The following is a 17,862-nucleotide window of genomic DNA, read 5'->3' on the forward strand; positions in this document are numbered from 1 at the left end:
TGTATTGTCCCGCTACTGTCGCGCCTCGCACGCGCTTGTTTTGCAGCCGTCATGGCACTTGGCTTCACTTCGATGGTCATAGGCTGCGAACCTCATTCGGCACCTTCCTCTAAGGGATCCAGTCATGCTCCGTTCCTTGCGCTTCGCTGCCCTCCTCGGCGGCCTTATCCTGAGTGCGTCCGCGCTGGCGGTGGATGTCGACGCCGCCAGCTATGGCTACCCCCTGACCAACCCGTTCGAGGCGACGATCGCGACAACGCCGCCAGACCTTAGACCGGAACTGCCGCTGAACGAAGACATCGACCAGGCGGACTACAACGTCACCCTGCGCCCCGAACGGGAGTTCATCCTGCCGGACAATTTCTGGCCGGTGAAAAGCCTCACCTACCGCATGGCCACCCAGGACAAACCGGCGCCGCTGATCTTCCTGATCGCCGGCACCGGCGCGCGGTATGACAGCACGCTCAACGAATACCTCAAGCGCCTCTATTACAAGGCCGGTTACCACGTGGTGCAGCTGTCTTCGCCCACCAGCTTCGACTTCATGAGCGCCGCTTCGCGCTTCGCCACACCGGGCATCACCAAGGAAGATGCCGAAGACATGTATCGAGTGATGCAGGCCGTGCGCGCGCAAAATCCAAAAGTGCCCGTGACCGAGTACTACCTGACCGGCTACAGCCTCGGCGCACTGGACGCAGCGTTCGTCGCGCACCTGGACGAAACCCGACGCAGCTTCAACTTCAAGAAAGTGCTGCTGCTCAACCCACCGGTGAACCTCTATACCTCGATCACCAACCTGGACAAGCTGGTCCAGACCGAGGTCAAGGGCATCAACAGCACCACCACGTTCTATGAACTGGTCCTGAACAAGCTGACCCGCTACTTCCAGCAAAAAGGCTACATCGACCTCAACGATGCGCTGCTCTACGATTTTCAGCAGTCCAAGCAGCACTTGAGCAACGAGCAGATGGCGATGCTGATCGGCACGTCGTTCCGTTTCTCGGCGGCCGACATCGCCTTCACTTCGGATTTGATCAATCGTCGCGGCCTCATCACCCCGCCCAAGTTTCCGATCACCGAGAGCACCAGCCTGACGCCATTCCTCAAGCGCGCGCTGCAATGCGACTTCGATTGTTATCTCACCGAGCAGGTGATCCCGATGTGGCGAGCACGCACTGACGGCGGCAGCCTGCTGCAACTGGTTGACCAGGTCAGTCTCTATGCACTGAAGGATTACTTGCAGGCCAGCCCGAAGATCGCGGTCATGCACAACGCCGACGATGTGATCCTCGGCCCGGGTGACCTGGGCTTCCTGCGCAAGACCTTTGGTGATCGCCTGACGGTCTACCCGCTGGGCGGCCATTGCGGCAACCTTAACTATCGCGTCAACAGCGACGCCATGCTGGAGTTCTTCCGTGGCTAAATACCTCCTGCTGATCGCCGCGTTAATGAGCGCGGGCATGGTCCACGCCGATAACAGCAAGGCCGACGCGCCTGTGGTGGTGGACTCGGACGGCTTCAAGGAGCCGCTGACCAAACTCAAGTTCAACCCGGGCCTGGATCAACGGGAATTCGAACGCTCGACGCTCAACGCGCTGAACGTCTACGACCCATTGGAATCCTGGAACCGACGCGTCTACCACTTCAATTACCGCTTCGACCAGTGGGTGTTCCTGCCCGTGGTCGACGGCTATCGTTACATCACCCCAAGCTTTGTGCGCACCGGGGTCAGCAATTTCTTCAATAACCTGGGGGACGTGCCGAACCTGATGAACAGCCTGCTGCAATTCAAGGGCAAGCGTTCGATGGAAACCACGGCGCGGCTGCTACTCAACACCACCGTCGGCATCGCCGGCCTGTGGGACCCGGCCACCGCCATGGGCCTGCCGCGCCAGAGCGAAGACTTCGGCCAGACCCTTGGCTTCTACGGCGTACCGGGCGGCGCGTATTTCGTGCTGCCGATTTTCGGCCCTTCGAACCTGCGCGACACGTCGGGCTTGTTGGTGGACTACACGGCGGAATCGGCGATCAACTTCCTCAACGTGTCGGAGGTCAGCTCCAACCACCCGGAACTGTTGTTGCTGCGCGGCGTGGACAGGCGCTACCAGACGAGCTTCCGCTACGGCCAGCTGAATTCGCCGTTCGAGTATGAAAAGGTGCGGTACGTGTATACCGAGTCGCGGAAGTTGCAGATCGCCGAGTAACGTTCGGAGACCGCAAAACCACTGTAGGAGCGAGCTTGCTCGCGATAGCAGTCTGTCAGGCAACATTAATGTTGGATGTCAGACCGTCATCGCGAGCAAGCTCGCTCCCACAGTTGTAATGCGTTGGCAGACTCAGCCTTTCAGCGCTTTCCAGATTTTGCCCACGACGAGCACACCCGCCAACACCATCGCCCCCGCGACAATTCCCGCCACCGCATTGAGCAGCATTGGCACGATGAACCCGGCGCCACCGGCACTCGCGGCAACGCCTTCGATCCAGTGATGCACCGCCGGCACGCCATGGGTGAGGATGCCGCCGCCCACCAGGAACATCGCTGCCGTGCCGATCACCGACAGGCTTTTCATCATGTAAGGCGCTGCGCGCAGGATCGCCCCGCCAATGCTCTTGGCGGCCTGCCCTGGCTTCTGGGTCAGCCACAAGCCCAGGTCATCGAGCTTGACGATTCCCGCCACCAGGCCGTAGACGCCGACGGTCATGACAATGGCGATGCCCGACAGCACGATCACCTGCTGGGTCAACGGCGCATTGGCAACAGTGCCGAGAGTAATGGCGATGATCTCCGCCGAGAGGATGAAGTCGGTACGCACCGCGCCCTTGATCTTGTCCTTTTCGAAGGCGACCAGATCGACCGCTGGATCCGCCACCGCCTCGACCAGTTGCGCGTGCTCGGCCTGGTCCTCGGACTTGCTGTGAAGGAATTTGTGGGCGAGTTTTTCGAACCCTTCGAAACACAGGTAGGCGCCGCCGACCATCAACAGCGGCGTCACCAGCCAAGGGACGAAGGCACTGATGGCCAGCGCCGACGGCACCAGGATCAGCTTGTTGATAAAGGATCCCTTCGCCACCGCCCAGACCACTGGCAGCTCCCGCTCGGCACGCACGCCTGACACCTGCTGGGCATTGAGCGCCAGGTCATCGCCCAGCACGCCGGCGGTTTTCTTGGCGGCCATCTTGGTCATCAATGCCACATCGTCGAGCACGGTAGCGATGTCGTCGATCAAAACCAGCAAACTGCTTCCAGCCATGGGGGGCTCCTTGAACAAATAATGCTGCGAAGCATAGCGCGAGCCACGCATCCTAGGGGCATTCTTGAGCGTCGCGCGAGGCCGGTGCTACCATGCGCAACCGCCAGAACCGGCAAGGAAACCCAGGGTTTATGAGCACTATCCGCGAGCGCAACAAAGAACTGATCCTGCGTGCCGCCAGCGAAGAATTTGCCGACAAGGGCTTCGCCGCGACCAAAACCAGCGACATCGCGGCCAAGGCGGGCCTGCCCAAACCCAACGTCTACTACTATTTCAAGTCCAAGGAAAACCTCTATCGCGAGGTCCTGGAAAGCATCATCGAACCCATCCTCCAAGCCTCGACACCGTTCAACGCCGATGGCGAGCCGGGCGAAGTGCTGAGCCACTACATCCGCTCCAAGATCCGTATCTCACGCGACCTGCCCTTCGCCTCGAAAGTCTTCGCCAGCGAAATCATGCACGGCGCCCCGCACCTGAGCGCGGACCTGGTGGAACAGCTCAACGCCCAGGCCCGGCACAACATCGATTGCATCCAGACCTGGATCGACCGCGGCCAGATCGCCCCCCTCGACCCCAACCACCTGATGTTCAGCATCTGGGCCGCCACCCAGACCTACGCCGATTTCGACTGGCAGATCAGCGCCGTGACCGGCAAGGCCAAGCTGGATGAAGCGGATTACGAAGCGGCGGCGCAGACGATTATCCGGTTGGTTTTGAAGGGGTGTGAGCTGAACTGATAGACCGAGCTGCCCTCATCGCGAGCAAGCTCGCTCCCACACGGGATTTTCGGTATTCAGACTTTGTGTGACCAACATCAAGCCCTGTGGGAGCGAGCTTGCTCGCGATGAACGCAACTCGATTTCCAGTCAAAGCCAAATGGCATCCCAGAGCGGATAGTCACCAAGCCTTTTCACCAGCCCTGCCCGCAGCGGATTTGCGACCACATAACGGGCCATAATTATCAACTCTTCCTCCCGCCGCAGTGCCCGATCATGGTAGCCCGGCTGCCAAAGGCTGCCCCTGGACTCTGTGGCCCTGTTCACTGCCTGAGCACTCAAGGACTTGGTTTTTTGCATCAATTGCTGCAACGAGCTTTGCTGCAATTGAACCAGCCAATGGAAATGATCAGGCATGACGACCCAAGCCAATGTCTTCGCCCATTTTTTATCCTGAGCGCACCGAAACTGTTTAACGACCAGTCGGCCTAAGGCAAAATTTTGGAAAACAGGCTTTCGTTCAGCGGTGTTAGTAGTCAGCAAATAGATTCGATTCAACTCACCGTAGCGACCGGTGCGCAAGCGATGTGAAGCAGGTAAACCAGGCATTCCTTGCCTCTCCAATGATCAAGTCACTAAAGGGTAGGCCAGCGTACGTTGAATGCCGGGCAAACTTTTAGCTGGATGTGTCTGCAGGATCGCCATCGCGAGCAAGCTCGCTCCCACAGGGGATTTGCAGGTTCATAAATAATGTGTCCAACATCAAACCCTGCTCGCGATGGCGCCGGTCCATTCACCCCATCATCAAGCAACCATCCCGGCATCCGCTTTCAACGCCGAAGCCTCCACCGCCTTCACCGCCACCTGCTCGTCCACATCCGAAACATCCCCGCTGATTCCCATCGCCCCCAGCACCTTCCCGGCCTGATCCCTGATCAACACCCCGCCCGGGGCCGGCACGATGTTGCTTTGGCCCAAGCCATTCAAAGCGGCAAAGAACGCTGGGCGTTGCTGGGCGTCCTGGGCGAGAAGCCGCGAGCCTTTGCCCAGGGCGATGGCCCCCCAGGCCTTGCCGATGGCGATCTGCGGGCGAAGCAGGCTGGCGCCGTCTTCGCGTTGCAAGGCAACCAGGTGCCCGCCGCTGTCCAGGACCGCGACGGTCAGGGGTGCGGCGCTTATTTCACGACCGATGGCAAGGGCTTGCCCAGCCAGGTCGAGGGCGATTTTCAAAGTCAGAGCGCTCATGGGTGCTGTCCTTCTTTTGTCATGGGAAAGCCTCGGGCTTCACTTTGCAGCAAAACCGAACCCCACAAATAGAACACAACACGTTATGTTTTTGTATACAATAATTTCCGCAAACCAACCTTATTCAGCAAAGAGCCGCTATAAACCAGCTAGGCCGACGAATGAAACAGCTGCTTGAGGAAAGGGATTGACCTGCGCCATCCGCCGTGAATAAACTCTTCGCACAGCCACTTGTATACAATTACAAAACGTAAGAGGCACAAAATAATGAGCAAAATGAGAGCAATCGAAGCCGCCGTTCTGGTGATGCGCCGTGAAGGCGTGGACACCGCCTTCGGCATCCCGGGTGCTGCGATCAACCCGCTGTACTCCGCCCTGCAGAAGGTGGGTGGCATCGATCACGTCCTTGCTCGCCACGTTGAAGGTGCCTCGCACATGGCCGAGGGCTACACCCGGACTAAGGCCGGCAACATCGGCGTGTGCATCGGCACCTCGGGCCCGGCTGGTACGGACATGGTGACCGGCCTCTACAGCGCGTCGGCCGACTCGATTCCGATCCTGTGCATCACCGGACAAGCGCCCCGCGCCCGGATGCACAAGGAAGACTTCCAGGCTGTGGATATCACCAGCATCGTCAAGCCAGTGACCAAGTGGGCCACCACTGTCCTGGAACCCGGCCAGGTGCCCTATGCCTTCCAGAAGGCTTTTTATGAAATGCGCTCCGGCCGTCCCGGCCCGGTGCTGATCGACCTGCCGTTCGACGTACAGATGGCCGAGATCGAATTCGACATCGACGCCTACCAGCCGCTGCCCCTGGCCAAACCCGCGGCCAACCGCGTGCAGATCGAGAAAGCCCTGGCAATGCTCAATCAGGCCGAGCGCCCCTTGCTGGTGGCCGGTGGCGGCATCATCAACGCCGATGCCAGCGACCTCCTGGTGGAATTCGCCGAGCTGACCGGCATCCCGGTCATTCCCACGTTGATGGGCTGGGGCACCATCCCCGACGATCACCCGTTGATGGTCGGCATGGTCGGCCTGCAGACCTCGCATCGCTATGGCAACGCTACGTTGCTCAAGTCTGACGTCGTGCTGGGCGTCGGCAACCGCTGGGCCAACCGTCACACCGGTTCGGTGGATGTCTACACCGAAGGCCGCACGTTCATTCACGTCGACATCGAACCCACCCAGATCGGCCGTGTATTCACCCCCGACCTGGGCATCGTCTCCGACGCCGCTTCGGCCCTGACTGTGTTTATCGAGGTGGCCCGTGAATGGCAAGCGGCCGGCAAGCTGAAGAACCGCACCGCCTGGCTGCAGGACTGCCAGCAACGCAAGGCCAGCCTGCAACGCAAGACCCACTTCGACAACGTGCCGGTCAAGCCGCAGCGTGTCTACGAGGAAATGAACCAGGTGTTCGGCAAGGACACCTGCTACGTCAGCACCATCGGCCTGTCGCAGATCGCCGGGGCGCAGTTTCTTCACGTCTACAAGCCACGCCATTGGATCAACTGCGGCCAGGCCGGTCCCTTGGGCTGGACCATCCCAGCCGCCCTGGGAGTGGTCAAGGCCGATCCGAACCGCAAAGTCGTAGCGCTGTCGGGCGACTATGATTTCCAGTTCATGATCGAAGAATTGGCGGTGGGCGCGCAGTTCAAGCTGCCGTACATCCATGTCGTGGTGAACAATTCCTACCTGGGCTTGATCCGCCAGGCCCAGCGCGGTTTCGACATGGACTACTGCGTGCAGCTGTCGTTCGACAACCTCAATGCCCCGGAACTCAACGGCTATGGCGTTGACCACATCGCCGTCGCTGAAGGCCTGGGCTGCAAGGCTCTGCGAGTGTTCGAACCGTCTGGCATCCAGCCGGCACTGCGCAAGGCTCAGGAAATGATTGAGGAATTCAAGGTGCCGGTGATCGTCGAGATCATTCTGGAACGCGTGACCAACATTTCCATGGGCACCGAGATCAACGCCGTCAATGAATTTGAAGACCTGGCGCTGGTAGGCAACGATGCACCTACGGCCATCTCATTGCTCGACTGACCGAGTGGCCCCCTTGTGGGAGCGAGCAACCTCGCTCCCACAAGGGGGCCTGCCAACTATCCACAGGAGACAACCATGCCGCGTTTCGCCGCCAACCTGTCCATGCTGTTCACCGAACAGGATTTTCTCGCCCGTTTCGAAGCGGCCGCCAAGGCCGGTTTCAGTGGAGTCGAATACCTGTTCCCCTACGATTACAGCTCTGCCGAACTCAAGGCCCTGCTCGACGCCAACGGCCTGACCCAGGTGCTGTTCAACCTGCCGGCCGGCAATTGGGCCGACGGTGAGCGCGGCATTGCTTGCCTGCCGGACCGAGTCGAAGAGTTCCGCGCCGGGGTCGACCTGGCGATCGCTTACGCAAAAGTGTTGGGCAATACCCAGGTCAATTGCCTGGCCGGGATTCGTCCACAGAAGTGCGACGAGGCACTGGCGGAAAAAACCTTCGTCGCCAATCTCAAATACGCCGCCGAAAAGCTGCAAGGCGAAGGCATCAAGTTGGTCATGGAAGCCATCAATACCCGCGACATCCCGGGCTTCTACCTGAACAACACGGCCCAGGCCCTGTCGATCCGCGAGCAGGTGGGCAGCGCCAATCTGTTCCTGCAATACGACATCTACCACATGCAAATCATGGAAGGCGACCTGGCCAGGACCCTGTCGGCGCACCTGGGCGAGATCAACCATGTGCAATTGGCGGACAACCCGGGCCGCAACGAGCCGGGCACCGGCGAGATCAACTACCGCTTCCTGTTCGAACACCTGGATCGCATCGGCTACCAGGGTTGGATCGGCTGCGAATACAAGCCGCTGTCCACTACCGAAGCGGGACTGGGCTGGCTGAAAACCCATAACGCAATCTGACTGGCGAGAGCTTGTGTGGCGAGGGCGCTTGCTCCCGCTCGGCTGCGAAGCAGACGCATGTTTTTTCACCGATGGATTTCTGGGGCCGCTTCGCGGCCCAGCGGGAGCAAGCTCCCTCGCCACAGAGTCCGTGGGCACTTTAATAAGAGAGGATTTTTCTCATGGCTAAAATCGGATTCATCGGCACCGGCATCATGGGCCACCCAATGGCTCTCAACCTGCAAAAAGCCGGTCACAGCCTGTTCCTGACCCAACACCACGACGCCGCCCCGGCCGATCTCGTGGCCGGTGGCGCGGTGGCATTGGCCAATCCTCGGGAAGTCGCCCAGGAAGCCGAATTCATCATCGTCATGGTCCCGGACACGCCACAGGTCGAGGACGTGCTGTTTCGCGCCGATGGCGTCGCGGCCGGCGTGGGTGCGGGCAAGGTAGTGATCGACATGAGCTCGATCTCGCCGACCGCCACCAAGACCTTCGCGGCGAAAATCAATGAAAGGGGCGCGCAGTACCTTGACGCCCCGGTGTCTGGCGGCGAAGTCGGCGCCAAGGCCGCGACCCTCAGCATCATGGTCGGTGGCGACAACGCTGCCTTCGAACGAGCCCTGCCGCTGTTCCAGGCCATGGGCAAGAACATCACCCTGGTCGGTGGCAACGGCGACGGCCAGACCGCCAAAGTGGCGAATCAGATCATCGTTGCCCTGAACATCCAGGCCGTGGCCGAAGCCCTGTTGTTCGCCTCGAAAAACGGTGCCGACCCCGCCAAGGTCCGTGAAGCGCTGATGGGTGGTTTCGCTTCGTCGAAGATCCTCGAAGTCCATGGCGAGCGCATGATCAAGGGCACTTTCGACCCGGGCTTCCGCATCAGCCTGCACCAGAAGGACCTGAACCTGGCCCTGCAAGGCGCCAAGGAACTGAACATCAACCTGCCCAACACCGCCAACGCCCAGCAAGTGTTCAGCACCTGCGCGGCCATCGGCGGCAGCAACTGGGACCACTCGGCGTTGATCAAAGGGCTGGAGCATATGGCGAATTTCTCGATTCGCGACAACTGACACTCAAATAACCCTGTGGGAGCGAGCTTGCTCGCGATAGCGGTCGTTCAGTCAGCATCATTGTTGGTTCTGAAATAGCCATCGCGAGCAAGCTCGCTCCCACAGGAGTCTGCGTTGCCCTCAAATAACAAGAATCTCGGGAGCCCGCCATGTCGGTCGATCCGCAACAACTGCTGCGCGAGCTGTTTGCCACAGCCATCGACGCGGCTCATCCGCAGCAAGTCCTCGAACAATACCTGCCCAGCGACCGCAGCGGCCGAGTGATCGTCATCGGGGCCGGTAAGGCGGCGGCGGCCATGGCGCAAGTGGTCGAGCGTTGCTGGCAAGGCGAGGTCAGCGGCCTGGTGGTGACCCGCTACGGCCATGGCGCGCCCTGCCAGAAAATCGAAGTGGTCGAAGCCGCTCACCCGGTGCCGGACGCCGCGGGCCTAGAAGTGGCCGGACGGGTGCTCGAACTCGTCAGCAACCTCAATGAAGACGACCGGGTGATTTTCCTGCTGTCCGGCGGGGGCTCGGCGTTGCTGGCCTTGCCAGCGGCCGGCATCACCCTGGCCGACAAACAATCGATCAACAAAGCCTTGCTCAAATCCGGCGCCACCATTGGTGAGATGAATTGCGTGCGCAAACACCTCTCGGCCATCAAAGGCGGACGCCTGGGCAAGGCCTGCTGGCCGGCGACGGTGTACACCTATGCGATTTCCGATGTGCCCGGCGATCTCGCCACGGTCATCGCGTCCGGCCCCACCGTGGCCGACCCCAGCACCTCGGCCGATGCCCTGGCGATTCTCAAGCGCTACAACATTGAAGTACCGGCCTCGGTACGCACCTGGCTGCAAAACCCGGAATCGGAAACCGTCAAACCCGGAGACCCAAGCCTGGCACGCAGTCATTTCCAACTGATCGCTCGCCCCCAGCAATCCTTGGAAGCCGCAGCCGTGAAGGCGCGCCAGGCTGGTTTCAGCCCATTGATCCTCGGTGACCTGGAAGGCGAATCCCGGGAGGTGGCAAAGGTCCATGCCGGCATCGCCCGGCAAATCGCCCTGCACGGCCAACCGTTGGCGGCGCCGTGCGTGATCCTTTCCGGCGGCGAAACCACCGTCACCGTGCGCGGCAACGGCCGTGGCGGGCGCAACGCCGAATTCCTGCTGAGCCTGACCGACAGCCTCAAGGGCCATCCCGGCATCTATGCGCTGGCCGGCGACACCGATGGCATCGACGGCTCCGAGGACAATGCCGGCGCCCTCATGACGCCTGACAGTTATCGCCGCGCCGCCGAGCTGGGCCTCAACGCCAGCGACGAGTTGGACAACAATAACGGCTACGGCTACTTCGCCGCGTTGGACGCGCTGATCGTCACCGAACCGACCCGCACCAACGTGAACGACTTTCGCGCCATCCTGATCCTCGAGACCCCAAAAAATGACGCCTGATAAAAAGGTCAAGATCCTCGCGACCCTCGGCCCTGCCACCCGTGGCATCGATGACATCCGCGAACTGGTGCAGGCCGGTGTGAACATCTTTCGCCTGAACTTCAGCCACGGTGATCACGCCGACCACGCCCAGCGCTATGAGTGGATTCGCGAAGTCGAGCAGCAGCTCAATTATCCGCTGGGCATCCTGATGGACTTGCAGGGCCCGAAACTGCGGGTCGGCAAATTCGCCGAAGGCAAGGTGCTGCTGCAACGGGGCCAGGCCCTTCGACTGGACCTGGACCCGACGCCGGGCGATCAACGCCGGGTGAACCTGCCCCACCCAGAGATTATCGCGGCGTTGAAGCCTGGCATGGACTTGTTGCTGGACGACGGCAAGCTGCGCCTGCGGGTAACCACCCAGCATGCCGACGCCATCGACACCGAGGTGCTCAACGGCGGCGAACTCTCGGACCGCAAGGGCGTGAACGTGCCCCAGGCGGTGCTTGACCTGAGCCCGCTGACCGCCAAGGACCGCCGCGACTTGAGCTTCGGCCTGGAGCTGGGCGTGGACTGGGTGGCGCTGTCGTTCGTGCAGCGCCCCGAGGACATCCGCGAAGCCCGCGCGCTGATTGGCGACAAGGCGTTCCTGATGGCCAAGATCGAGAAACCCTCGGCTGTCACCCAATTGCAAGAGATTGCCGAACTGAGCGACGCGATCATGGTGGCCCGTGGTGATCTCGGCGTCGAGGTGCCGGCCGAGAGCGTGCCGCAGATCCAGAAAAACATCATCGGCGTCTGCCGTGCCCTGGGCAAACCGGTGGTGGTGGCCACGCAGATGCTGGAGTCGATGCGGTTCTCCCCGGCGCCGACCCGCGCCGAAGTCACCGACGTTGCCAACGCCGTGGCCGAAGGTGCCGATGCGGTGATGCTGTCGGCGGAAACCGCCTCTGGCGATTACCCCCTCGAAGCCGTGAAGATGATGAGCAAGATCATCCGCCAGGTGGAAAACGGCCCCGACTACCAGGCGCAACTGGACGTCAGCCGGCCGAAAGCCGAGGCGACTGTGTCGGACGCCATCAGTTGCGCGATTCGCCGGGTCAGCAACGTCCTGCCGGTGGCGGTGTTGGTGAATTACAGCGAGTCGGGCAGCTCCAGCCTGCGGGCCGCACGGGAACGGCCGACAGTGCCGATCCTCAACCTCACGCCGAACCTGCAGGCCGCTCGCCGCCTGACCTTGGCCTGGGGCGTGCATTCGGTGGTCAACGATCGGCTGCGGCAGGTGGATGAAGTGTGTTCCACGGCGCTGGAAATCGCCCAGGCCCAAGGCATGGCCCAGCGTGGCGACACCTTGCTGATCACGGCGGGCGTGCCGTTCGGGCAGCCGGGGTCGACCAACTCGTTGCGCATTGAGACGCTGCTCTAGCGTCTGAACTGGCCCTATCGCGAGCAAGCTCGCTCCCACACTGGATTTGCGGCGATCACAAACCCCCTGTGGGAGCGAGCTTGCTCGCGATGAAGGCGACTCGGTCCATCTGACATCACCTATCATGCCCAACCCCCACTGCCCCGACTGGGCCACCGCCCTGCTCAACGGCTTCAGCCAGATTTTCCTCCAGCGCCATCCGCTGTGCGGCTTGCTGTGCCTGTTGGCCATCCTGCTCACCGCACCCACCTTGCTCGGCGGTGCGCTGCTGGGCGGCGTGGCTGGATTGCTGACGGCGCAACGACGCGGCTATACCAAGGAAGATCGACAAGCTGGCCTCTTCAGCTACAACGGCATCCTGCTGGGATTGCTGTTGAGCCTGGCCCTGCCGTGGTCGGTGTTGCTGCCACCGTTGATCATCGCCGGTGGCGGCCTCGGTGCGATGCTGACCCAACAATGGCTCAAGCGAACCACCGGCCCTCGCTGCTTGCCCGCCTACACCGCGCCCTTCGTGGGGATGGGCTGGTTGTTGCTGGGTTTCCCCCCGCCATCGCCCTCACCCGCGGTGCTGGACATGACGTTACCCGATCTGTTGACGGCCCCTTTGATCGGGCTGGGCCAGGTCATGTTTCTCGACCACCCGTTGGCCGGAGCGCTGGTCGCGATCGGCCTGTTGATCGCCAATCGCCGCGCCGCTGGCTGGGCACTGTTCGGCTCCGTCGTCGGCCTTGGGTTCGCCTGGCTACAACACGACAGTAGCCTCGCCCTGTCCGGATTGGGCGGCTATAACCCGGCGCTGGTGGCCGTGGCCCTGGGTCAACGGGCCCGTGGACCATGGAAGCCGCTGACGGGCATTTTATTGGCGGTCTTTCTCACGCCGGGCTTCGCCGCCCTGGGCCTGGCCCCACTGACAGCGCCATTCATCCTCGCCTGCTGGCTGGTTCACTCAACAGAGCGGCTCTGGCACCAGACCATCCTTGATAACGAGCCTTGCGCTCTGCGGGGCAATCGCCCTAGGCTTCGCTGATCATCGATTCAGGCGAAGGTTATGGACAGCAGCAACAACTGGCGTGAACGCCTCTATGTGATCATTTTCCAGACCGACACCGTGGCCGGCCGGCGCTTCGACAGTACGCTGCTGCTGATCATCCTTGCCAGCCTGGTGATCGTGATGCTCGACAGCATCGACAGCGTGCACAAGAACTACGCGGCCCTGCTGGCCTACATCGAATGGGGCTTTACCTTCATCTTTCTCGTCGAGTACGTCCTGCGCCTGTACTGCTCGCCGAAACCGCTGCGCTATGCGTTCAGTTTCTATGGATTGGTGGACCTGCTGGCAATCGTGCCGGGGATCCTGGCGCTGTACTACAGCGATGCCCAATACCTGTTGATCGTGCGGATCATCCGCATGCTGCGGATCTTTCGGGTGCTCAAGCTCAGCCCGTACCTCAAGCAAGCCAACTACCTGATGGCGGCGCTACGGGGCAGCAAGCAGAAGATCATCGTGTTCCTCGTCAGCGTCTCGACCCTAGTGACCGTATTCGGCACGCTGATGTACGTCATCGAGGGCCCCGAGCACGGTTTCACCAGCATTCCCAAGGGCATCTATTGGGCTATCGTGACATTGACCACCGTAGGATTTGGCGACATCGTGCCCAAGACACCCCTGGGCCAAGTGGTGTCGTCACTGGTGATGATCACCGGTTACTCGATCATCGCCGTGCCCACGGGTATTTTCACGGCTGAACTCGCCACGGCCATGCGGGGCGACCAGCTCAAGCACGATTGCCCGGTGTGCAGCAAAAACAACCATGAACATGGCGCTGCTTTCTGCTCTCGTTGCGGTAATGCACTTTTCAAGAAAACGGAATAAGCAAAGCACTTTTAAATTCTTGAAGGCCTATAGACTTGCCATTAGTGTGCTGGCTACTCGCCCGCCTCCCCCTATAAAAAGGAATTCGCAGTGAAGAACTTCTTTGGCGCCTCCCTTCTCGCCGCCGGCCTGACCTTCGGCAGCCTGGCCAACGCCGCCCCAACCCTGCTGAACGTTTCCTACGACGTGATGCGCGATTTCTACAAGGACTACAACGCTGCGTTCCAGAAGCACTGGCAAGCCGAGCACAAAGAGAACATCACCGTGCAGATGTCCTTCGGCGGCTCCAGCAAGCAGGCGCGTTCGGTGATCGATGGGCTGCCTGCGGATGTCATCACCATGAACATGGCCACCGACATCAATGCCTTGGCGGACAACGGCAAGCTGGTTCCGGAAAACTGGGTCACTCGTTTGCCGAACAACAGCGCGCCGTTCACCTCGGCCACGGTCTTCATCGTGCGCAAGGGCAACCCGAAAGCGCTCAAGGATTGGCCTGATCTGCTCAAGGACGGCGTGCAGGTGATCGTGCCCAACCCGAAAACCTCCGGCAATGGTCGCTACACCTACCTGTCGGCGTGGGGTTACGTGCTCAAGAACGGCGGCGACGAGAACAAGGCCAAGGATTTCGTCGGCAAGCTGTTCAAACAAGCCCCCGTGCTGGACACCGGCGGCCGCGCCGCGACGACGACCTTCATGACCAACCAGATTGGCGACGTGTTAGTGACCTTTGAAAACGAAGCGGAAATGATCGCCCGCGAGTTTGGCCGCGACCAGTTCGAAGTGGTCTACCCAAGCGTGTCCGCCGAAGCCGAGCCGCCAGTGAGCGTCGTGGATAAAGTGGTCGAGAAAAAAGGCTCCCGCGAAGCCGCCGAGGCGTACCTCAAATACCTGTGGTCACCCGAAGGCCAGAAAATTGCCGCCGCCAACTACCTGCGTCCGCGGGATCCGGCCGTGCTGGCCAAATACACCGACCGCTTCCCGAAAGTTGATTTCCTGTCGGTGGAAAAAACTTTCGGTGACTGGCGCACCGTGCAGAAGACTCACTTCAATGACGGTGGGGTTTTCGATCAGATCTATAGCGGACAGTAAGACTCGACTCACATAAACACCGCCTGTCAGCCAAGCCCCACCCTGTGGGAGCGAGCTTGCTCGCGATACGGTCTGTCTGCATCAACGATGCTGAATAAGCAGCCGCTATCGCGAGCAAGCTCGCTCCCACAGGAATTTGATGGCCATCATTAATCCCGGGCATGACTGATATCAGCCGCAAAGCCTGTTCCAGAGCCCTGCAAGTCTTTAGCCTCACGCCATCCTTTCAATCGATCGACGAGATTGCCATGAGTGCTCATCCCTCCTCGCCCGGCGTCACCCTGACCCGCGGCATGGTCCTGCTGTTCGCCTTCTGCTGCGGCGCCATCGTCGCCAACATCTACTACGCCCAACCCATCATCGAACTGATCGCTCCCGACGTCGGCCTGTCCAGCACCATGGCCAGCCTGATCGTCTCGCTGACCCAGATCGGTTATGCCCTGGGCCTGTTTTTCCTGGTGCCATTGGGCGATCTGCTGGAAAACCGGCGCTTGATGATCCTCACCACCGTGGTCGCGATAGCCAGCCTACTGGGTGCGGCCTTCACCGATCAGCCGAATGTGTTCCTGCTGGTCTCGCTACTGGTTGGCTTCAGTTCTGTCTCGGTGCAAGTGCTGATTCCACTGGCAGCGCACCTGGCACCCGAGGAATCCCGGGGACGGGTTGTCGGTGGGATCATGGGCGGCCTGTTGCTTGGAATTCTGCTGGCGCGGCCGATCTCCAGCGTCGTCGCCGATCATTTCGGCTGGCGGGCGATGTTCATGATCGCCGCCGTGCTGATGGCGGCCATCAGCATCGTCCTGGCGCTGACCGTGCCCAAGCGCCAGCCCGATCACAGCGCTTCCTACGGCCAGCTGCTGGGATCGCTCGGCACCTTGTTGCGCCAACAACCGCAGTTGCGTCAACGGGCGTTCTACCAGGCTTGCATGTTCGCCACGTTCAGCCTGTTCTGGACCGCCGCGCCCTTGGAGCTGGCGCGCAACCATGGTCTCACCCAGACGGACATCGCCTTGTTCGCCCTGGTCGGCGCCATCGGTGCCATAGCCGCACCCATAGCCGGGCGCCTAGCGGATGCCGGTCACACCCGCGTCGCTTCGCTGCTGGCGATGCTGTTCGCCAGCTTGAGTTTCCTGCCCGCCTTCATTCACCCGGCCTACAGCGTGATTGGCCTGGCGGTGACCGGCGTGGTCCTGGATTTCTGCGTACAGATGAACATGGTCCTGGGCCAACGCACCATCTACGCCCTCGACGCCAAAAGTCGCAGCCGACTGAACGCGCTGTACATGACCAGCATCTTCGTCGGCGGTGCGTTCGGTTCGTCCATCGCCAGTGCGGTCTACGAACACGGCGGCTGGCTGTGGGTGGTGATCGTCGGCAGCGCCTTCCCGCTGCTGGCTTTGCTGCGTTTCTTGAGCGCTTCGCAGAAGGCCTCGTTGGCGACAGCCTGATAACGGCGCGCAAATAAAAATGCCCGACAGGTCATGACCTGTCGGGCATTTTTTTTATCGGGCGGTCAGACCCGCACGTTGCCACGCGGCCCGGCAATCGCCCAGATGATCAGGCCCAACACCGGCAGCAGCAGGATCAGCAGTACCCAAAGGACTTTCGCCCCGGTGCCCGCGCCACTCTTGAGTACGTTGATGATCGCCCAGATATCGAGCGCCAGGATAATCAGGCCAATCAGGCCGTTGAAAGTGGAACCCATGGTGTCGCTCCCGAATGGTGATATGCCCATTTAGGATAGCGGCCCCTGGGCAAGGGTTCCGTTTTATTGCTTCAGACGTGAACCGCGACCTTGAGCGCTTCCAAGGACGGTGCCGCGGCGATGCCCACCTCGGCGCACAACTCCAGCACGCGCGGCACGTCGTTGCCGTACACCAGCACCATCTGCAATTCATCGTCGAGCAACTGGCTGAAATTCATCAGCACGTAGCCACCGTTTTCCTTGTTCAGGCTGCTCATCTGGATCTGGATGCGGTTGAGTGCGGTCAGGGCTTCAGTCTTGGCCAGTTGCTTGGGCTTGAGGTTGAACGCGACGCCGGGGCCGAACGAGGCGACGATCTGCTCGAACAACTCGACGTAGGTATCCGCCTGGAACAACACGGTATCGGGCAAGCTGCCCACCACCACCCACTCGCCCAGCGCGATGAGGAAAGTGTCGTCGTAATTGATGTCCGGGTTGGCCGCCAGGAACGCCACCGGGTCGGCGTAGGCCTGGGCCGCCTCATCGGCAATCTTCTCGATGTCCGCCTCGCCCAGGCAGCCGGAGCTGATTTTGCTGATGAGTTCGATGAGTACGGCTTTCATGGGCGGATCCTGTGGCGATGTGTTTTTTTCGGGCGCGAAGGATAGCGCATCCCCCACTCCCTTTGGCGAGGTCAGCCCAACAACTTCTCCAATTGCGCCGTGGTGTCCACCGCGCCCATGGTCCTGGCCGCGTCCAGTGCCGAGACGCCGTTGGCATCCTTGGCCTTCGGGTCGGCGCCTTTGCCGATCAGGTAATCGACGATTTCGACTCGGTTGAACATAGCCGCCATCATCAATGCCGTGCGACCGTCGAACGAGGAGCCTTCCACTTGCGCGCCACCGTCCACCAGGGCTGAAACCACCGCAAGGTCACCCTTGAACGCTGCACCGGCAATGGGACTCTGACCGTTGTCGTTGCGGATTTCCGGATCGGCCTTGTGTTCCAGCAAGACTTTTACCGTCTCGACATGCCCATGGTACGCGGCCAGCATCAGCAAGGTATCGCCCTTGTGATTGCGCAAGTTCGGCGGCAAGCCCTTGCTCAGCAGCGCGGCCATCATCGCGGCGTCGCCCTGGCGGGCAACGTTGAAGACCTGCTCGGCAAATTCCGCTGCTTCTTCCGGGGTCATCTGGCGGCTTGTATCAGACATGGG

Annotated in this window: 18 protein-coding genes; 12 read left to right on the forward strand and 6 right to left on the reverse strand. The window is 61.0% G+C overall.

Annotated elements, in window-relative coordinates:
* The first annotated feature begins 124 nt into the window (after positions 1 to 124).
* Both DOCECA_RS15080 and DOCECA_RS15085 read left to right on the forward strand, forming a co-directional pair.
* Complete coding sequence (locus tag DOCECA_RS15080) at positions 125 to 1,423, forward strand: serine/threonine protein kinase (RefSeq protein ID WP_420766940.1); 1,299 nt, start codon at positions 125 to 127, stop codon at positions 1,421 to 1,423.
* Positions 1,416 to 2,204 carry an MlaA family lipoprotein gene (locus DOCECA_RS15085; protein ID WP_420766941.1) on the forward strand — a complete coding sequence of 263 codons (789 nt, stop codon included), beginning with the start codon at positions 1,416 to 1,418 and terminating at the stop codon, positions 2,202 to 2,204. Before DOCECA_RS15080 ends, DOCECA_RS15085 begins: the two co-directional genes overlap by 8 nt.
* Before the next feature lie 132 nt (positions 2,205 to 2,336).
* Here DOCECA_RS15085 and DOCECA_RS15090 read toward each other — a convergent pair whose 3' ends face one another.
* Positions 2,337 to 3,251, reverse strand: a complete 915-nt coding sequence (locus tag DOCECA_RS15090; protein ID WP_434648599.1) for a DUF808 domain-containing protein — start codon at positions 3,249 to 3,251, stop codon at positions 2,337 to 2,339.
* Positions 3,252 to 3,382: 131 nt separating this feature from the next.
* Between DOCECA_RS15090 and DOCECA_RS15095 the strand changes: the two genes are divergently transcribed.
* A complete protein-coding gene (locus DOCECA_RS15095; protein WP_434648601.1) occupies positions 3,383 to 3,988 on the forward strand; it encodes a TetR/AcrR family transcriptional regulator in 606 nt (201 codons plus the stop codon).
* A 129-nt stretch (positions 3,989 to 4,117) separates the two neighbouring features.
* Here the strand turns inward: DOCECA_RS15095 and DOCECA_RS15100 are convergent, their stop codons facing one another.
* Positions 4,118 to 4,576, reverse strand: a complete 459-nt coding sequence (locus tag DOCECA_RS15100; protein ID WP_445570750.1) for an REP-associated tyrosine transposase — start codon at positions 4,574 to 4,576, stop codon at positions 4,118 to 4,120.
* A gap of 195 nt (positions 4,577 to 4,771) precedes the next feature.
* Complete coding sequence (locus tag DOCECA_RS15105; protein ID WP_420766945.1) at positions 4,772 to 5,212, reverse strand: GlcG/HbpS family heme-binding protein; 441 nt, start codon at positions 5,210 to 5,212, stop codon at positions 4,772 to 4,774.
* Between the two features lie 267 nt (positions 5,213 to 5,479).
* On the opposite strand from DOCECA_RS15105, the gene gcl reads away from it, so the two are divergent.
* From gcl to DOCECA_RS15150, 9 genes are all read left to right on the forward strand, one after another.
* On the forward strand, positions 5,480 to 7,255 hold the full coding sequence (gene gcl, locus DOCECA_RS15110; RefSeq protein ID WP_434560083.1) for a glyoxylate carboligase: 1,776 nt from the start codon (positions 5,480 to 5,482) through the stop codon (positions 7,253 to 7,255).
* Between the two features lie 75 nt (positions 7,256 to 7,330).
* On the forward strand, positions 7,331 to 8,113 hold the full coding sequence (hyi, locus tag DOCECA_RS15115; protein WP_420766947.1) for a hydroxypyruvate isomerase: 783 nt from the start codon (positions 7,331 to 7,333) through the stop codon (positions 8,111 to 8,113).
* 161 nt (positions 8,114 to 8,274) lie between these two features.
* The gene (locus DOCECA_RS15120) at positions 8,275 to 9,165 is read left to right on the forward strand and encodes a 2-hydroxy-3-oxopropionate reductase (RefSeq protein WP_420766948.1); all 891 of its coding nucleotides are present in this window, start codon (positions 8,275 to 8,277) and stop codon (positions 9,163 to 9,165) included.
* Between the two features lie 149 nt (positions 9,166 to 9,314).
* Positions 9,315 to 10,595, forward strand: a complete 1,281-nt coding sequence (locus DOCECA_RS15125) for a glycerate kinase type-2 family protein (protein ID WP_434648605.1) — start codon at positions 9,315 to 9,317, stop codon at positions 10,593 to 10,595.
* Complete coding sequence (gene pyk / locus DOCECA_RS15130) at positions 10,585 to 12,000, forward strand: pyruvate kinase (RefSeq protein ID WP_434648607.1); 1,416 nt, start codon at positions 10,585 to 10,587, stop codon at positions 11,998 to 12,000. The genes DOCECA_RS15125 and pyk overlap by 11 nt, the downstream gene beginning before the upstream one ends.
* 124 nt (positions 12,001 to 12,124) lie before the next feature.
* Positions 12,125 to 13,027: an urea transporter gene (locus tag DOCECA_RS15135; protein WP_445570751.1), complete on the forward strand. Its 903-nt coding sequence runs from the start codon at positions 12,125 to 12,127 to the stop codon at positions 13,025 to 13,027.
* A gap of 21 nt (positions 13,028 to 13,048) precedes the next feature.
* Complete coding sequence (locus DOCECA_RS15140) at positions 13,049 to 13,873, forward strand: ion transporter (protein ID WP_420766952.1); 825 nt, start codon at positions 13,049 to 13,051, stop codon at positions 13,871 to 13,873.
* A 90-nt stretch (positions 13,874 to 13,963) separates the two neighbouring features.
* The gene (locus DOCECA_RS15145; protein WP_445570752.1) at positions 13,964 to 14,962 is read left to right on the forward strand and encodes a sulfate ABC transporter substrate-binding protein; all 999 of its coding nucleotides are present in this window, start codon (positions 13,964 to 13,966) and stop codon (positions 14,960 to 14,962) included.
* A gap of 248 nt (positions 14,963 to 15,210) precedes the next feature.
* A complete protein-coding gene (locus DOCECA_RS15150) occupies positions 15,211 to 16,410 on the forward strand; it encodes an MFS transporter (RefSeq protein ID WP_434648610.1) in 1,200 nt (399 codons plus the stop codon).
* Positions 16,411 to 16,475: 65 nt separating this feature from the next.
* On the opposite strand, the gene DOCECA_RS15155 is transcribed toward DOCECA_RS15150, so the two are convergent.
* The 3 genes from DOCECA_RS15155 to DOCECA_RS15165 form a co-directional block, all read right to left on the reverse strand.
* On the reverse strand, positions 16,476 to 16,667 hold the full coding sequence (locus DOCECA_RS15155) for a PLDc N-terminal domain-containing protein (RefSeq protein ID WP_053149901.1): 192 nt from the start codon (positions 16,665 to 16,667) through the stop codon (positions 16,476 to 16,478).
* 71 nt (positions 16,668 to 16,738) lie between these two features.
* Positions 16,739 to 17,269 carry a hypothetical protein gene (locus DOCECA_RS15160; protein ID WP_445570753.1) on the reverse strand — a complete coding sequence of 177 codons (531 nt, stop codon included), beginning with the start codon at positions 17,267 to 17,269 and terminating at the stop codon, positions 16,739 to 16,741.
* Between the two features lie 71 nt (positions 17,270 to 17,340).
* Positions 17,341 to 17,859 carry an ankyrin repeat domain-containing protein gene (locus DOCECA_RS15165; protein WP_420766956.1) on the reverse strand — a complete coding sequence of 173 codons (519 nt, stop codon included), beginning with the start codon at positions 17,857 to 17,859 and terminating at the stop codon, positions 17,341 to 17,343.
* Positions 17,860 to 17,862 lie beyond the last annotated feature (3 nt).

It is taken from the genome of Pseudomonas sp. E102 (assembly GCF_052660185.1).

Coding starts and splice junctions, on each gene's coding strand:
- DOCECA_RS15080 (WP_420766940.1), top strand. CDS start 125: ATGCTCCGTTCCTTGCGCTTCGCTGCCCTCCTCGGCGGCCTTATCCTG.
- DOCECA_RS15090 (WP_434648599.1), bottom strand. CDS start 3,251: ATGGCTGGAAGCAGTTTGCTGGTTTTGATCGACGACATCGCTACCGTG.
- DOCECA_RS15095 (WP_434648601.1), top strand. CDS start 3,383: ATGAGCACTATCCGCGAGCGCAACAAAGAACTGATCCTGCGTGCCGCC.
- DOCECA_RS15100 (WP_445570750.1), bottom strand. CDS start 4,576: ATGCCTGGTTTACCTGCTTCACATCGCTTGCGCACCGGTCGCTACGGT.
- DOCECA_RS15105 (WP_420766945.1), bottom strand. CDS start 5,212: ATGAGCGCTCTGACTTTGAAAATCGCCCTCGACCTGGCTGGGCAAGCC.
- gcl (WP_434560083.1), top strand. CDS start 5,480: ATGAGCAAAATGAGAGCAATCGAAGCCGCCGTTCTGGTGATGCGCCGT.
- hyi (WP_420766947.1), top strand. CDS start 7,331: ATGCCGCGTTTCGCCGCCAACCTGTCCATGCTGTTCACCGAACAGGAT.
- DOCECA_RS15120 (WP_420766948.1), top strand. CDS start 8,275: ATGGCTAAAATCGGATTCATCGGCACCGGCATCATGGGCCACCCAATG.
- DOCECA_RS15125 (WP_434648605.1), top strand. CDS start 9,315: ATGTCGGTCGATCCGCAACAACTGCTGCGCGAGCTGTTTGCCACAGCC.
- pyk (WP_434648607.1), top strand. CDS start 10,585: ATGACGCCTGATAAAAAGGTCAAGATCCTCGCGACCCTCGGCCCTGCC.
- DOCECA_RS15135 (WP_445570751.1), top strand. CDS start 12,125: ATGCCCAACCCCCACTGCCCCGACTGGGCCACCGCCCTGCTCAACGGC.
- DOCECA_RS15140 (WP_420766952.1), top strand. CDS start 13,049: ATGGACAGCAGCAACAACTGGCGTGAACGCCTCTATGTGATCATTTTC.
- DOCECA_RS15150 (WP_434648610.1), top strand. CDS start 15,211: ATGAGTGCTCATCCCTCCTCGCCCGGCGTCACCCTGACCCGCGGCATG.
- DOCECA_RS15155 (WP_053149901.1), bottom strand. CDS start 16,667: ATGGGTTCCACTTTCAACGGCCTGATTGGCCTGATTATCCTGGCGCTC.
- DOCECA_RS15160 (WP_445570753.1), bottom strand. CDS start 17,269: ATGAAAGCCGTACTCATCGAACTCATCAGCAAAATCAGCTCCGGCTGC.
- DOCECA_RS15165 (WP_420766956.1), bottom strand. CDS start 17,859: ATGTCTGATACAAGCCGCCAGATGACCCCGGAAGAAGCAGCGGAATTT.